The organism is Streptomyces klenkii, assembly GCF_003626645.1.
Lineage (GTDB): Bacteria > Actinomycetota > Actinomycetes > Streptomycetales > Streptomycetaceae > Streptomyces > Streptomyces klenkii.
This window is the reverse complement of sequence record NZ_RBAM01000004.1, coordinates 175,376-189,803: the sequence shown is the minus strand read 5'-3', so window position 1 is coordinate 189,803 and position 14,428 is coordinate 175,376. Positions and strand designations below refer to the sequence as shown.

Genomic DNA, 14,428 nt, shown 5'->3' with positions numbered 1-14,428 from the left:
GGGCCTCTAAAACGGGCCTGTAAAAAGTGGGCCTCACTCGCGGTGCTCGGCCGCCCCCGCCGCCTCCCTGATGGTGATCAGGCGGTCCGCCAGTTGCAGCGTCGCCGCCTCCGGGTCCGTGAAGTGCAGCAGGCGGTGGCCCCGTACCACCGCCACCACCAAGTCCTCGCAGTCCCGCGGCGAGTGGCCCGCTTCCCGCTTCGTCACCGGGCGTTCCGCGACGTCCAGCCCGTTGCCGTACGTCAGCAGGTCCTCCAGCACCGTGCCGACGTTCGGGCTCATCATCGACATGCCGAGCAGGCGGCCCGCCGAGCTGGAGCTCGTCACGACCGTGTTCGCGCCGCTCTGCCGCAGCAGCGGCACGTTCTCGTCCTCCCGGACGGCGACGACGATCGTGGCCGACTTGTTCAGCTGCCGCGCCGTCAGGGTGACCAGCGCCGCCGTGTCGTCCCGCTGCGTGGTGATGACGATCTGGGAGGCGCGCGCGAGCTCCGCGCGCAGCAGTGTCTCGGAGCGCGTGGCGTCGCCCAGGACGCCCACGAGGCCCTCGGTCGCCGCCGCGTCGACCACCTTCTTCTGCGGGTCGACCACGACGATCTTGTCCTTGGGCTTGCCCTGTCCGAGCAGCGTCTCGACGGCGTGCCGGCCCTTCGTGCCGTAGCCGACGACGACGGTGTGCTCTCGCATCCGGGACCTCCAACGGTGGACGCGCACCTGCTGGCGCGTCCGATCGGTCAACACTTCCAGGGTCGTTCCCACCAAAATGATCAGGAACAGCACGCGCAGCGGCGTGATCACGAAGATATTCGTCAGCCGGGCCGCGTCGCCGACGGGCGTGATGTCGCCGTAGCCCGTGGTCGACAGGGTCACGGTCGCGTAGTACGCGGAGTCGAGGAAGCCCACTTCGCCGCCGGCGTTGTCGTGGTAGCCGCTGCTGTCCGCGTAGACGATCAGCGTGGTGACTCCCAGCACCACCAGCGACATGATCAGCCGCTGGAGCACCTGCCGCAGCGGCGGCGCGACGCGTCGGGCGGGCATGACGATCGAACGGCCCGCCTCGGCGTCCTCGCCGGCCTCTCCTCGGGTGCGGTTCCACAGGGTGCGGAACAGCGACAGTCGGGTCATCTTGCGCGTCACCATGGCCCCCATATTCCGTGATCGCCCCCGTACCCCGGCGGTAGCCTCGCGACCATGTATGCGATCACCATTAGCGAACCGGGCGGGCCCGAGGCCCTGGTCTGGTCAGAGGTCCCCGATCCCGTACCCGGCGAGGGCGAGGTCCTGATCGATGTCGTGGCCAGCGCCGTCAACCGCGCTGACGTCGTCCAGCGGCAGGGCTTCTACGACCCGCCGCCCGGCGCCTCCCCCTACCCCGGCCTGGAGTGCTCCGGCCGGATCGCCGCGCTCGGCCCCGGGGTGAGCGGCTGGGCGGTCGGCGACGAGGTGTGCGCGCTGCTGGCGGGCGGCGGCTACGCGCAGAAGGTGTGCGTCCCCGCGGGCCAGCTGCTGCCCGTGCCCGACGGCATGGACCTCGTCACGGCGGCCTGCCTGCCCGAGGTGACCGCGACCGTCTGGTCCAACGTGTTCATGGTCGCCCACCTGAGCCCCGGCGAGACGTTCCTCGTGCACGGCGGCGGCAGCGGCATCGGCACCATGGCCGTCCAGCTGGCGAAGGCCGTCGGGGCGCGCGTCGCCGTCACCGCGGGCAGCGCGGACAAGCTGGAGGCCTGCCGCGAGCTGGGTGCGGACATCCTCATCGACTACCGCGAACAGGACTTCGTCGAGGAGCTGCACAAGGTCACCGGCGGCGTCGGCGCCGACGTCGTCCTCGACATCGTCGGCGCGAAGTACCTCGCCCGGAACGTGGACGCCCTCGCCGTCAACGGCCGCCTGGTCATCATCGGTTTGCAGGGCGGGCGCAAGGCGGAGCTCGACCTCGGCACGCTGCTGACCAAGCGCGCCGCCGTGATGGGCACCTCCCTGCGCGGCCGCCCGCTCGCCGAGAAGGCGACGATCATCGCGGCCGTACGGGAGCACGTGTGGCCGCTCGTCGCCGGCGGACGGGTGCGGCCGGTCGTCGACCGCACGATGCCGATGGCGGAGGCCGCCGAGGCGCACCGCGTCATGGAGCAGAGCGCGCACGTGGGGAAGATCCTCCTCACGGCCTGAGCGAGCCACTGCCTGAGCGAGCCCTGAACGAGCCCTGAGCAAGCCCCGGGCAGTGGACCACCCGCTGCACCACCCGCTTGAACCACCCGCCGTGCCGCCCCGCCCACCCCGTGTGAGGGTGGGCGTGAGCGGCTCGGGCGGAGAGCGGAGGGCGGCGACGTGGGCATCGACGGCGGCAGGCTGCCGGGCCGTCCGCGGGCGGGCCTGCGCACACGGCTGATAGCCGGGCCGCTCCTGGCTGCCTCCGCCCTGGTCGTCGCCGCCGCGCCGCACCCGGTGCTCCCGGCGCTCCCCGAGCCGTCCCCCGGGCGCCCGCCCCCGCGCGCGGCCTCCGCCGCGCCCGAACCGGTGCCCGGCCCCACCCGTCACGCCTCGGCCCCGCCGGCCCCCGGCGAGGGCAGGCTCGCCGGGACGTCCGCCGGCGAGGGACGCCTCCACCCCGGCCGCGAACCCGGCCGGACACACCGGCCCACCGCCCCGCCCGCGATATCCGGCTCACTCCCCTCCGACGAGTCGGACGAGCCGTCCGGGTCGCCCTCCGCGTCGCCCTCCGCGGACCCCTCCGAAGACACCGGTACGGAGGCGGGTGAGGACACGCCCGGACCGGCCGAGGACGCGCCCGGGGAGGACGCCCCCGACACCGCGCCTCCGGCCGCCGTGGACGAGGCCGGCGGCGTCCCCGAACAGCCGCAGGAGCCCGCCGGACCGGTGACCCCCGACCCCGTGTCCACGCGCTCGCCCGCCGCCCGCAACACCAGGACCGCGGCCTACGGCGACCGCGTGCTGCGCGTCCTGCCCCTGGGCACCGGCCTCGCCCTCACCGGCCTCGGGCTCGGGTTCTTCGCCCTGCGGCTGCGCAGAGCGAAATAGCTGCCGCAGGGCCGAGCAGCCGCCGCGCACGGCGAAATAAGGAGCGATACGGCGCATGGAGTGAAAAACAGGGCGCGCGAAGCAGAAGAGGGGCGCGCGGAAGGGCGCGTGGCACGGTGGATCAGGCGTGTACGGGGGCATCAACAGGGGGAAATCACATGTGCGAGAGAATGGCGGCATGGATATGCCGAGGAATGAACGGTCGCAGGAGGAGAGCCCCAAAGTCCTGGTCGTAGGCCCGGACGGCATGGCTCTCGGCAGCGCCAGCCCCGGCGGCGGGGAGGGCGACGACGAGTCGCGCGAGGTCCCGGTGACGGAAATGGTCGAACAGCCTGCGAAGGTCATGCGCATCGGCAGCATGATCAAGCAACTGCTGGAGGAAGTGCGGGCCGCTCCTCTCGACGAGGCGAGCAGGGTCCGGCTCAAGGAGATCCACCACAGCTCCGTCAAGGAGCTGGAGGACGGCCTGGCCCCCGAGCTGGTCGAGGAGCTGGAGCGCCTGTCGCTGCCCTTCATGGACGACAGCGTGCCCAGCGAGGCGGAACTGCGCATTGCGCAGGCCCAGTTGGTCGGCTGGCTGGAGGGCCTGTTCCACGGCATCCAGACGACGCTGTTCGCCCAGCAGATGGCGGCCCGCGCCCAGCTGGAGCAGATGCGCAGGGCGCTGCCTGCCGGCGTCCTGGGGGACGACGAGGGCGACGACCACCAGCACGGCGGCGCGCGCTCCGGCCCGTACCTCTAGCCGTCCGGCGTCCGGCCGCCCGGTCCTCCAGCCGGCCGGCCCGGTCTTCAAGCGCCTCCCGGAAAGCCCTGAGCAAGCGTCAGCCCGCTTGTGCGTGTGCCCGGTACGTCCTCTCAGGACGTACCGGGCACACGCACAAAAACAGCTCTCGGAGCTACGAAGCCGGGTCGCCCGTCGACACCGTCAGCACGAACTGGTCCGACGGCGACTTCGGGTCGAACGGGTCACCCGCGGCCGGCACCTGGTTGAGCACCGTGCCCTTGCCCCACGTGTTCTCCGACGACACGTCGATCCGGTACTTCCAGCCGGCGGCCTGGAGGCACGACTTCACGGAGTCGATGTACATGTAGCGGAAGTCGGGGGCCGACTTCTTCGACTTGTCGCTGTAGTACTCGTAGGCCTTGGTGCACTTCGCCGGGTCGATGGTCTTCGACTTGTCGCCCTCTTTGTGCTTGCTCTGCGTGCCGCCGGTGCTGCCGCCGGACGTCGTGCCACCGCTCGTCGTGGTGGTGCCGCCGGTCGTGCCGCCGCCGCCGGGAGCCGGGGCCTGGCTCTGCCCGCCGGTGGTGCCGCCGCTGCCGCCGGCCTCGTCGCCCTTGTCGCCGCCGCCGCCACCGCTCAGCGCGATCGCGGCGATCACGCCGATGACCGCGAGGCCCGCGACGACCGCCGAGCCGATGACGACGCCCTTGTTGCTCTTGCCGCCGCCCGAGGACGAGCCGACCGAGGTGGAGGGGCCCGCCGAGTACGGCGGGGGCGTGCTGGGGCCGCCGGGACCGGCCTGGAAGGGCTGCACCGGCGTCGGGTACCCGGGACCGCCCGGAGCGGTCTGCTGAGCGCCCGAGGAGGGCCCGTAGCCGCCGCTGTACGGCCCGGGGGCCGCCGGGGGCTGGTAGGGCGTCTGAACGCCTCCAGGGCCCGGCGCAGGGGTCTGCTGGTCGACGGGCGGGAAGACCGCCGAGCTGACGCCGGCGCCGCTGCGCGCCGGCGGGCCGCCCGCGATGATGATCGGCGAGGGCGCGGCCTGCGCCGTGCCCGCGACCCGGGCGCACTCGTCGCGCATGGACTCGGCGCTGGGGAAGCGCTCGTTCGGGTTCTTCTTCAGTGCCCGGGCGACGAGCGCGTCGACCGCGGGCGGGATCGAGCGGTTAATCGTGGAGGGAGCGACCGGCTCCTCCTGGACGTGCGCGTAGGCGATGGCCAGCGGCGAGTCCGCGTCGAACGGCAGCCGCCCGGTCAGCAGCTCGAAGAGCATGATGCCGACCGAATACAGGTCGGAGCGGGCGTCCACGCCGCGCCCGAGCGCCTGCTCGGGGGAGAGGTACTGCGGCGTGCCGACGACCATGCCGGTCTGCGTCATCGACGTGACGCCGGACTGCATGGCGCGCGCGATGCCGAAGTCCATCACCTTGACCACGCCGCGCTTGGTCATCATCACGTTGCCGGGCTTGATGTCGCGGTGGACCAGGCCCATCTCGTGGCTGACCTCGAGCGCGGCCAGCACGTCGGCGGTGATCTTCAGCGCCTTCTCGGCCGGCATCGCGCCGTACTGCGCCACGTCCGCGTCGAGGACGGAGCGCAGCGGCTGCCCCTCGATGTACTCCATGACGATGTACGGCATGGTCGACCCGTCCAGGTCGTCCTCGCCCGTATCGAATACCGAGACGATGTTGGTGTGTGTGAGCTTGGCGACGGCCTGGGCCTCGCGCCGGAACCGCTCGCGGAAGGACGCCTCGCGGCCGAGCTCCGTGTGAAGTGTCTTGATTGCGACCTGACGGTCCAGGACGGAGTCGTAGGCCAGGTGGACGGAGGCCATCCCGCCCTCGCCCAGCAGATCGCGGAGCTGGTAGCGGCCGCCACCGACAGACCGGCCCGCGTAGCGGCCCTGAGCGCCGTCCTGGCTCATCGTTGTACTTCCCCCTTGGGCGCACTGCCTGGCTGCGAGCCGGCTACGCGGTGCCGCTGCGATGGCAGTGGCACACGTTTCTGCTCTGTCGATATATCTCGGCCAAGTCTGCCCCAGGCCGCGGGCACGTCAAGCCGCGTGCCCGTTCCGTGACGGGATGCGCGACAAGACGTCACGAGATTTGCCTTGCCCAGGGCCGTGCGGGTTTGATAGCGCGTCCATCGCGGACCGGCGCGCGCCGTGGAACCTGTAGCGTGCCTTAGCGGAAGACCGTTTTCCCACCGCAGCGCCTTCCGCGCGACGCGGCCAGACACGACGGCGAGGACTGATGGCACAGACGCAGAGCGCCCAGGGTCCGTCCGACCCTGACGCCAACGAGGGCGGAATGCCCGATGTGCCGGAAATGTGGGGTAATGGCGGGCTGGTAGGCGACGGCCGTTACCGCCTCACGCACAGGCTGGGCCGCGGCGGCATGGCCGAGGTCTTCGCCGCCGAGGACGTGCGCCTCGGCCGTACGGTCGCGGTGAAGCTGCTCCGCGCCGACCTCGCCGAGGACCCCGTCTCCAAGGCCCGCTTCACCCGCGAGGCGCAGTCGGTCGCCGGCCTCAACCACCACGCCGTCGTCGCCGTTTACGACTCCGGCGAGGACACCGTCGGCCGCAACGTCGTGCCGTACATCGTCATGGAGTTGGTTGAAGGCCGCACCATTCGCGACCTGTTGCTCAACGCCGAGGCCCCGCCGCCCGAGCAGGCGCTCATCATCGTCTCGGGCGTGCTGGAAGCGCTGGCCTACAGCCACCAGCACGGCATCGTCCACCGTGACATCAAGCCCGCCAACGTGATCATCACCAACAGCGGCGCGGTGAAGGTCATGGACTTCGGCATCGCCCGCGCCCTGCACGGCGCGGCCTCCACCATGACCCAGACCGGCATGGTCATGGGCACCCCGCAGTACCTCTCCCCGGAGCAGGCGCTCGGCAAGACCGTCGACGCCCGCTCGGACCTGTACGCCACCGGCTGCCTCCTCTACGAACTGCTGGCGCTGCGTCCGCCGTTCACCGGCGAGACCCCGCTCTCGGTCGTCTACCAGCACGTCCAGGACATGCCGGTGGCGCCGTCGCAGGTCCTCGGCAGCGTGCCGCCGGAGCTCGACGGGCTCGTCATGCGCTCCCTCGCCAAGGACCCGGACGACCGGTTCCAGAGCGCCGAGGAGATGCGCGGGCTGGTGCAGTACGCGCTCCAGATGCTGCACGACGCGGGCGCCCACACCGGCGCCTGGGACACCGGCCCCATCGGCCACGCCGGCGGCGCCACGCAGGTGCTCGGCGCCGTGGGCGGCCAGCACACCACCGCCATGCCGCACGCGCAGCACGGCAACACCTCCCAGCAGCCGATCCTGCCGCCGCGCCACGGCGACGACGGCGGGTTCGACGGCTACGGCGGCAACGGCGGCCGCGGCCGGGGCGGCGGCGGAGGCAAGGGCAAGATGCTGCTCGTCGCCGCCGTGGTGGCGATCGTGCTGGTGGCCGGCGTCGTCTACGCGGTGAAGTCGTTCCAGACGAGCGGCGGCCAGGGCGGGAAGCCGGCGAAGGACAAGGTCTCCACCGGCCCGTCCACCCCCGGCCCCTCCGGCTCCGAGAGCCCGGATTCCCAGAAGTCGCCGTCTTCCGGCCACAACGGCACCACGGGCGACACGGGCCGCCAGCGCGACTCGGACAGCCAGGACGACACCACGGACACGGGCGAGGACACCGGCCGGCACCGCCAGTCGCGCCAGCCGTCGCCCCCGCCGAGCGGCGGTTCGACGCCCTCCTCCGGCGCGTCGACCCAGCCCGACCCGTCCTCCAAGCCGTCGAGCGGCGGCGACGATAAGCCGGGCACGAGTGCCGGCACCACGACCGGCCAGTCCGGCAGCACCGGCACCACGACCGGCCAGAGCGGCACCGTGGGGAACACGGCGGGCCAGGGCGGTCCGGCGGGCACCACCCCGGGCGGCTGATCCGGTCGGCAAGTACTTGTCGGCAAGTACTTGCCGGCACCGACACATACATGAGGGCACCCGATGACGCATTGGGTGCCCTTGGTCGTTCAGTCGTTTGGTCGCTTCAGCCGTTGCGTGGACCCTCAGTCCGTGAACGCGTCCCGTACCGCCTCGTACGACCGCGTCCACCACACCGTCAGCGCCGCCGACGCCGGGAAGCCGGGGTCCGCCCGGTGGTCGCCCCGCTGGTAGCGCCAGCGCAGCATCCAGAAGTCGTTCAGCCGCTCCCACCACACGCGGTGGACGGCGGCGCCCAGTTCGGCGGGGTCGGCGCCGCTCGCACGCCGGTACGCGCGCGCGTAGGGGCGTATCTTCGCGAGGTCGAGCGTGCCGTCGGGCCGGAGGAAGAAGATGACGGCGGCGCGGACGGCCTCCTCGGCGCGGGGCTGCACGCCGAGCCGGTCCCAGTCGACGATCGCGGCCGGTTCGCCGCCGCGGTAGAGCAGGTTGAGCGGGTGGAAGTCGCCGTGCACCCAGCCGGGCGCGGTGCCGTCGGCGGGGCGGCGGTGGGCGTGCCGCTCCAGCAGGGCGCGGCGTTCGATCAGCCGGTGCTCGGCGAGCTCGTCGAAGGAGTCGCGCGGGCGGCTGCCCCCGCCCCGGCGGACGAGCCCGAGAAGCTCCTCGATGAGGGCGTACGTGTCCTGGGGGTCCGCCGAGACGTCTGCGGGCCGCCCGGAGCCTCCGGGGCCCTCAGAGGGCCCCTCAGGGCCTTCTGCGGGGGTGAGCGGCCCGTCGGGGGTCTCCTCCCGGCAGACCTTCGCCAGGCACGTGTGGACGTGGCCGAGCAGCGCGCCGAGCTTGCGGGACTGGACGAGGGTCAGCTCTCCGCCGTCGCGGTGGCGGCCGTCGACCCAGGGGTGCAGGGCGTAGCAGCGGCCGCCGAGGACGGTGACGGTCGTGCCGTCGGTCCGGGCGACGGGCGGGGCGACGGGCAGGCCGAGGGCGGCCAGGCGCAGGGTGACGCTGTGCTGGCGGGCGATGGCGGCCTGGTCGCCGTCGAGGTGGTGTTTGAGGAAGAAGTCGCCGCGGGTGGTGGTGAGGCGGTAGCCGCGGTTGAGCAGGCCCTGGGTCAGGGGGATGCAGGAGACGGGCTCGCCGGCCCGGTCGTAGCGGCGCAGCAGTGTGTGCAGGGTGCCGGTGCCGGGGCCGGTGTCAGGTCCCGCGTCAGGGCCGGTGTCAGGTGCGATGCCAGGGCCGGTGTCAGGTCCGATGTCAGGTCCGGTGTCGGGCTGGGCATCGGTGACAAGTGAGCGTGGCACGTCCCAAATGTTAGATCACGCTGAGTGGGCGGCCTGTCGTGCGGGAACCCCTTCGAGGTGATGCACGGTGGTGAACTGCGGTTCGATGCACAGGTATTCGGGGCGGAAGGGTGTCGCGTCCGCCGTGCGGGGCGGCCGCCCGAAGCGCTCCAGGTCATCCCCGGAGGGGATGAAGAGGCGTGCCGTGCCGACGAATTGGACGGTCCACACGTCCTCGTCGCCCTCGCGCCGGTCGCCGAGGTTGTCCGCTCCGTACGCGACGACGTTGCCGTCGCAGGCCTGTGCGTACCCGAAGTCGCCGTGCAGGCGGAGCAGGACGCTATGGCCGGAGACGATGTGGCGGGCGACGGTGACGAAGGGGAGTGCGCGCATGCTGACCGAGAGGCGGCCGTAGGGGGTGCGGTCGAGCAGGTCGAGGGCTCGGTGTCGGTCGGGATGCGCGGAGAGCATGGCACCACTGTGCACGCCCGCCCCACGCGTCTATAGGGGCACCCGCCCCTTTGGCGCGGGCCATTGGTCCCGAATCACCGGTTTACCGTAGATTCACCGCTTCTCGGCCTGTAGCCGTGCCACGTACGCCGCCGCCTGGGAGCGCCGCTCCATGCCCAGCTTGGAGAGCAGGCTGGAGACGTAGTTCTTGATCGTCTTTTCGGCCAGATGCAGCCGTTCGCCGATCACGCGGTTGGTCAGGCCCTCGCCGATCAGGTCCAGGATCCGGCGCTCCTGGTCGGTCAGGCTCGCCAGCCGGTCGTCGCCCTTGGGTGCCTTGTCGTCGCGCAGCCGCTCCAGCACCCGGGCCGTCGCCACGGGGTCGAGCAGGGATTTCCCGGCCGCCACGTCCCGTACGGCGGCGAGCAGCTCATTGCCACGAATTGCCTTCAGTACGTAACCGGAGGCACCGGCCATGATCGCGTCGAAGAGCGCCTCGTCATCGGCGAAGGAGGTGAGCATCAGGCATTTGATCTGCTCGTCCTGTGAACGGATTTCCCGGCAGACTTCTACGCCGCTGCCATCCGGAAGGCGAACGTCCAGAACTGCCACGTCAGGCCGCGTGGCCGGAATGCGCACCAGGGCGTCCGCGGCGGTGCCGGCCTCGCCGACGACCTCGATGTCGGCCTCCCCGGCCAGCATCTCGTGCACCCCGCGCCGGACGACCTCGTGGTCGTCGAGCAGAAATACCGTGATTTTTCCTTGTTCGGGCACAGTGCCAGTCTCACACACCGAGTCTTCCCCTGCTCTTGTCCTCCGGGATAACGTGCCGTCGTTCCGGCAGCCCGCACGGGCTGTGCTCACAAGGTCGTGACCAGGAGCGTCGCCCCGCTTTCTCGATTTACTTGGAAATCCAAGCAAAATTGCAGGTCAGGCGGGGTTTCGCAGGAATGCGGCCTTCTGGGTAACGTGCTTATTGCAGGCCTTTCGCCGGGGCGCCTGTCACGCCCGGTTCCGGCCTCGGCACACCCACCCCGTGTGCCGTCGGGGATCGAGCGAGCATTCTCCTGCCTCACGGCGGGGGAACCCCCTCTGGCCGCCGGCGACCCCGGGGGCCGGACTGACGGAGGAGCACACGTGACTGTGGACAGCACTGCCGCGCGCAAGCCGCGCCGCGGCGGCAGCAAGCGCGCCGGCGCCAGGACCGCCAAGGCGGCGGGCGCACCCGAGCTCGTACAGCTGCTGACGCCGGAGGGCGAGCGGGTCGAGCACCCCGACTACTCCATCGACCTGTCTTCCGAAGAACTGCGTGGCCTGTACCGGGACATGGTGCTGACCCGCCGGTTCGACGCGGAGGCGACCACCCTGCAGCGCCAGGGCGAACTGGGCCTGTGGGCCTCCCTGCTGGGCCAGGAGGCCGCTCAGATCGGCTCCGGCCGGGCCACCCGCCCGGACGACTACGTCTTCCCGACCTACCGCGAGCACGGCGTGGCCTGGTGCCGCGGGGTCGACCCCACCAACCTGCTCGGCATGTTCCGCGGCGTGAACCACGGCGGCTGGGACCCCAACGAGAACAACTTCCACCTCTACACCATCGTCATCGGCTCGCAGGCGCTGCACGCGACCGGCTACGCCATGGGGATCACCAAGGACGGCGCCGACTCCGCCGTCATCGCCTACTTCGGCGACGGCGCCTCCAGCCAGGGCGACGTGGCCGAGGCGTTCACCTTCGCGGCCGTCTACAACGCCCCGGTCGTGTTCTTCTGCCAGAACAACCAGTGGGCCATCTCCGAGCCCACCGAGAAGCAGACCCGCGTCCCGCTCTACCAGCGCGCGCAGGGCTACGGCTTCCCCGGCGTCCGCGTCGACGGCAATGACGTCCTCGCCTGCCTCGCCGTCACCAAGGCCGCCCTCGACCGGGCCCGCACCGGCGAAGGCCCGATGCTGATCGAGGCCTTCACGTACCGCATGGGCGCCCACACCACCTCCGACGACCCGACGCGCTACCGCCGCGACGAGGAGCGCGAGCTGTGGGAGGCCAAGGACCCGATCGCGCGTCTGCGCACCCTCCTGGAGCGCGAGGGCCACGCCGACGAGGCGTTCTTCGCCGCCCTGGAGACCGAGGCCGACGAGCTCGCCAAGCACGTGCGCGACCGCGTCCGCACCATGCCGGATCCCGAGGACATGGCGATCTTCGACAACATCTACGCCGACGGCCACGCCCTCGTCGACGAGGAGCGCGCCCAGTTCGCCGCCTACCAGGCTTCGTTCGCCGAGGAGAGCCACTGATGACCGCCCAGAAGCTCTCCGTGGTCAAGGCGATCAACGCCTCGCTGCGCACCGCCCTGGAGAACGACCCCAAGGTCCTCGTCATGGGCGAGGACGTCGGCAAGCTCGGCGGCGTCTTCCGCGTCACCGACGGCCTCCAGAAGGACTTCGGCGAGGACCGGGTCATCGACACCCCGCTCGCCGAGTCCGGCATCGTCGGCACGGCGATCGGCCTGGCCCTGCGCGGCTACCGCCCCGTCGTCGAGATCCAGTTCGACGGCTTCGTCTTCCCCGCGTACGACCAGATCGTCACCCAGCTCGCCAAGATGCACGCCCGCGCGCTCGGCAAGATCAAGCTGCCGGTCGTCATCCGCATCCCCTACGGCGGTGCCATCGGCGCCGTCGAGCACCACAGCGAGTCGCCCGAGACGCTGTTCGCGCACGTCGCGGGCCTGAAGGTGGTCTCCCCGTCGAACGCCTCGGACGCCTACTGGATGCTCCAGCAGGCCATCCAGAGCGACGACCCGGTCATCTACTTCGAGCCCAAGCGCCGCTACCACGACAAGTCCGAGCTCGACACGGAGGCCATCCCCGGCCCGCTGCACGCCGCGCGCGTCGCCCGCCCGGGCACGGACCTCACCCTCGCCGCGTACGGGCCGATGGTGAAGACCTGTCTGGAGGCCGCCGCGGCGGCCGAGGAGGAGGGCAAGTCCCTGGAGGTCCTCGACCTCCGCTCGATGTCGCCCATCGACTTCGACGGCATCCAGGCGTCCGTCGAGCGCACCCGCCGGCTGGTCGTCGTCCACGAGGCCCCGGTCTTCCTGGGCACCGGTGCGGAGATCGCCGCCCGGATCACCGAGCGGTGCTTCTACCACCTGGAGGCCCCGGTCCTGCGGGTCGGCGGATATCACGCGCCCTACCCGCCGTCCCGGCTGGAGGACGAGTACCTTCCGGGACTGGACCGGGTGCTCGACGCCGTCGACCGCGCGCTGGCGTACTGAGGGGTTTGAGGAGAGTCGTGACCATGACTGCAAGGACCGCGAACGACCAGCGCTTCCGCGAGTTCAAGATGCCCGACGTGGGCGAGGGACTCACCGAGGCGGAGATCCTCAAGTGGTACGTGGCCGCCGGCGACACCGTCGCCGACGGGCAGGTGGTGTGCGAGGTCGAGACGGCCAAGGCGGCCGTCGAACTGCCGATCCCCTTCGACGGGGTCGTGCACGAGCTGCGGTTCCCCGAGGGGACGACGGTCGACGTCGGCCAGGTGATCATCTCGGTGGATACGCAGCCGGGTGCGGGGCCGGCTGCGCCGGAGCAGGCCGCGGCTCCGGAGGAGCCCGAGGAGCCGCAGGGGCGGCAGGCCGTGCTCGTGGGTTACGGGGCGGCGCCGTCTTCGACGAAGCGGCGCGCGCGCAAGCAGCCCGCACAGCAGGCGTCCTCTGTCGCCGCCGCCGTCCAGGGCGAGCTCAACGGGCACACGGCTCCGGGGGTGGCCGGAGTCCCTGCGGCCGCAGAGGCGGCGCCCATAGCGCCCGGAACCGCGGCCGAGAAGATTTCGCCGGTACCCGGAACGGGTCAGGCATCTATTAGCGGCCGCCCGCTCGCCAAACCCCCCGTGCGCAAGCTCGCCAAGGATCTCGGGGTCGATCTCGCCTCCGTCGTCCCGTCCGGTGCCGACGGCATCGTGACGCGCGAGGACGTCCACGCCGCCGCCTCGGCCGCGACTGCCCCGGTCGCGGAGGAGCCGGTGGCCGTCGCGGGCGCTCCCGCGGCCGGTGCGGTGACGGACTTCGCCGCGCGCGAGACGCGGATCCCGGTCAAGGGCGTCCGCAAGGCGACCGCCCAGGCGATGGTCGCGAGCGCCTTCACCGCGCCGCACGTCACGGAGTTCGTCACCGTCGACGTCTCCCGCACGATGAAGCTCGTCCAGAAGCTCAAGGCCGACCCCGACATGGCCGGCCTGCGCGTCAACCCGCTCCTGCTCGTCGCGAAGGCGTTCCTCGTCGCGATCAAGCGGAACCCGGACGTCAACGCGTCGTGGGACGAGGAGAACCAGGAGATCGTCCGCAAGGGCTATGTGAACCTGGGCATCGCGGCGGCCACGCCGCGCGGGCTGCTCGTGCCGAACATCAAGGACGCCGGCGCCAAGACGCTCCCCGAGCTGTCCACGGCGCTGTCCGAGCTGGTGGCGACCGCCCGCGACGGCAGGACCAGCCCGGCGGACATGTCCGGCGGCACCGTGACCATCACCAACGTGGGCGTCTTCGGCGTCGACACCGGCACGCCCATCCTCAACCCGGGCGAGTCCGCGATCCTGGCCGTCGGCGCGATCAAGCTCCAGCCCTGGGTCCACAAGGGCAAGGTCAAGCCGCGGCAGGTGACGACGCTGGCGCTGTCCTTCGACCACCGCCTGGTCGACGGCGAGCTGGGCTCGAAGGTGCTCGCCGACACGGCGGCCGTGCTGGAGAATCCCCAGCGGCTGATCACCTGGGGATGACGATCCGGGGATGACGGCCCGGGCTGTTTGACGGCCCGGGGCGATCGTCGGAGGGGCTGATCCCGTAATGATTGGTTGAATTCAGAACGACATAAACGACGAAAGGCCCGGACGCTTCTCTCCTCACCCCCCTCCAGCGAGGAGAGAGCGTTGCGTCCGGGCCCTCGTCGTGATGCGGAGCGGCCTCGGGAATCCCGCCAGGTCAGCGGCTGAATAGCCCGTGCGGGGCAATTTACTTAAGATTGAC

The 14,428-nt window shown here is 71.4% G+C and carries 12 protein-coding genes; 7 read left to right on the top strand and 5 right to left on the bottom strand.

Features of this window, described 5'->3' with window-relative positions; translation table 11 throughout:
- Positions 1 to 33: 33 nt before the first annotated feature.
- On the bottom strand, positions 34 to 1,140 hold the full coding sequence (locus D7231_RS10910) for a potassium channel family protein (RefSeq protein WP_228774559.1): 1,107 nt from the start codon (positions 1,138 to 1,140) through the stop codon (positions 34 to 36).
- Between the two features lie 51 nt (positions 1,141 to 1,191).
- Here D7231_RS10910 and D7231_RS10905 point away from each other — a divergent pair, with 51 nt between their 5' ends.
- The 3 genes from D7231_RS10905 to D7231_RS10895 all read left to right on the top strand — a co-directional run bounded on the left by D7231_RS10905 (position 1,192) and on the right by D7231_RS10895 (position 3,781).
- A complete protein-coding gene (locus D7231_RS10905) occupies positions 1,192 to 2,169 on the top strand; it encodes an NAD(P)H-quinone oxidoreductase (RefSeq protein WP_120754878.1) in 978 nt (325 codons plus the stop codon).
- Positions 2,170 to 2,328: 159 nt separating this feature from the next.
- Positions 2,329 to 3,039: a hypothetical protein gene (locus D7231_RS10900; protein ID WP_120754876.1), complete on the top strand. Its 711-nt coding sequence runs from the start codon at positions 2,329 to 2,331 to the stop codon at positions 3,037 to 3,039.
- A gap of 178 nt (positions 3,040 to 3,217) precedes the next feature.
- Positions 3,218 to 3,781: a bacterial proteasome activator family protein gene (locus D7231_RS10895; RefSeq protein WP_120754875.1), complete on the top strand. Its 564-nt coding sequence runs from the start codon at positions 3,218 to 3,220 to the stop codon at positions 3,779 to 3,781.
- A gap of 154 nt (positions 3,782 to 3,935) precedes the next feature.
- Here D7231_RS10895 and D7231_RS10890 read toward each other — a convergent pair whose 3' ends face one another.
- On the bottom strand, positions 3,936 to 5,687 hold the full coding sequence (locus D7231_RS10890; RefSeq protein ID WP_120754873.1) for a protein kinase domain-containing protein: 1,752 nt from the start codon (positions 5,685 to 5,687) through the stop codon (positions 3,936 to 3,938).
- Positions 5,688 to 6,015: 328 nt separating this feature from the next.
- Between D7231_RS10890 and D7231_RS10885 the strand changes: the two genes are divergently transcribed.
- Positions 6,016 to 7,686: a protein kinase domain-containing protein gene (locus tag D7231_RS10885; RefSeq protein WP_120754871.1), complete on the top strand. Its 1,671-nt coding sequence runs from the start codon at positions 6,016 to 6,018 to the stop codon at positions 7,684 to 7,686.
- 125 nt (positions 7,687 to 7,811) lie between these two features.
- Here D7231_RS10885 and D7231_RS10880 read toward each other — a convergent pair whose 3' ends face one another.
- From D7231_RS10880 to D7231_RS10870, 3 genes are all read right to left on the bottom strand, one after another.
- Positions 7,812 to 8,858: a phosphotransferase gene (locus tag D7231_RS10880; RefSeq protein ID WP_241999683.1), complete on the bottom strand. Its 1,047-nt coding sequence runs from the start codon at positions 8,856 to 8,858 to the stop codon at positions 7,812 to 7,814.
- Between the two features lie 144 nt (positions 8,859 to 9,002).
- Positions 9,003 to 9,437 (bottom strand): pyridoxamine 5'-phosphate oxidase family protein, encoded by a 435-nt coding sequence (locus D7231_RS10875; protein ID WP_120754869.1) that lies wholly within the window; start codon positions 9,435 to 9,437, stop codon positions 9,003 to 9,005.
- Between the two features lie 93 nt (positions 9,438 to 9,530).
- Complete coding sequence (locus tag D7231_RS10870) at positions 9,531 to 10,190, bottom strand: response regulator (protein ID WP_120754867.1); 660 nt, start codon at positions 10,188 to 10,190, stop codon at positions 9,531 to 9,533.
- Between the two features lie 363 nt (positions 10,191 to 10,553).
- Between D7231_RS10870 and pdhA the strand changes: the two genes are divergently transcribed.
- From pdhA to D7231_RS10855, 3 genes are read left to right on the top strand one after another with little or no spacing between them, the layout of a single operon-like run.
- Entirely contained in the window at positions 10,554 to 11,705 is a 1,152-nt protein-coding gene (gene pdhA, locus D7231_RS10865) for a pyruvate dehydrogenase (acetyl-transferring) E1 component subunit alpha (RefSeq protein ID WP_120754865.1), read from the top strand.
- On the top strand, positions 11,705 to 12,685 hold the full coding sequence (locus D7231_RS10860) for an alpha-ketoacid dehydrogenase subunit beta (RefSeq protein WP_120754863.1): 981 nt from the start codon (positions 11,705 to 11,707) through the stop codon (positions 12,683 to 12,685). The genes pdhA and D7231_RS10860 overlap by 1 nt, the downstream gene beginning before the upstream one ends.
- 23 nt (positions 12,686 to 12,708) lie before the next feature.
- Positions 12,709 to 14,181 (top strand): dihydrolipoamide acetyltransferase family protein, encoded by a 1,473-nt coding sequence (locus tag D7231_RS10855; RefSeq protein WP_120754861.1) that lies wholly within the window; start codon positions 12,709 to 12,711, stop codon positions 14,179 to 14,181.
- The last annotated feature ends 247 nt before the right edge of the window (positions 14,182 to 14,428 follow it).

Bases quoted from the DNA above. Each gene is read 5' to 3' on its own strand.
- D7231_RS10910 (WP_228774559.1), bottom strand. From the start codon at position 1,140: ATGGTGACGCGCAAGATGACCCGACTGTCGCTGTTCCGCACCCTGTGG.
- D7231_RS10905 (WP_120754878.1), top strand. From the start codon at position 1,192: ATGTATGCGATCACCATTAGCGAACCGGGCGGGCCCGAGGCCCTGGTC.
- D7231_RS10895 (WP_120754875.1), top strand. From the start codon at position 3,218: ATGGATATGCCGAGGAATGAACGGTCGCAGGAGGAGAGCCCCAAAGTC.
- D7231_RS10890 (WP_120754873.1), bottom strand. From the start codon at position 5,687: ATGAGCCAGGACGGCGCTCAGGGCCGCTACGCGGGCCGGTCTGTCGGT.
- D7231_RS10885 (WP_120754871.1), top strand. From the start codon at position 6,016: ATGGCACAGACGCAGAGCGCCCAGGGTCCGTCCGACCCTGACGCCAAC.
- D7231_RS10875 (WP_120754869.1), bottom strand. From the start codon at position 9,437: ATGCTCTCCGCGCATCCCGACCGACACCGAGCCCTCGACCTGCTCGAC.
- D7231_RS10860 (WP_120754863.1), top strand. From the start codon at position 11,705: ATGACCGCCCAGAAGCTCTCCGTGGTCAAGGCGATCAACGCCTCGCTG.
- D7231_RS10855 (WP_120754861.1), top strand. From the start codon at position 12,709: ATGACTGCAAGGACCGCGAACGACCAGCGCTTCCGCGAGTTCAAGATG.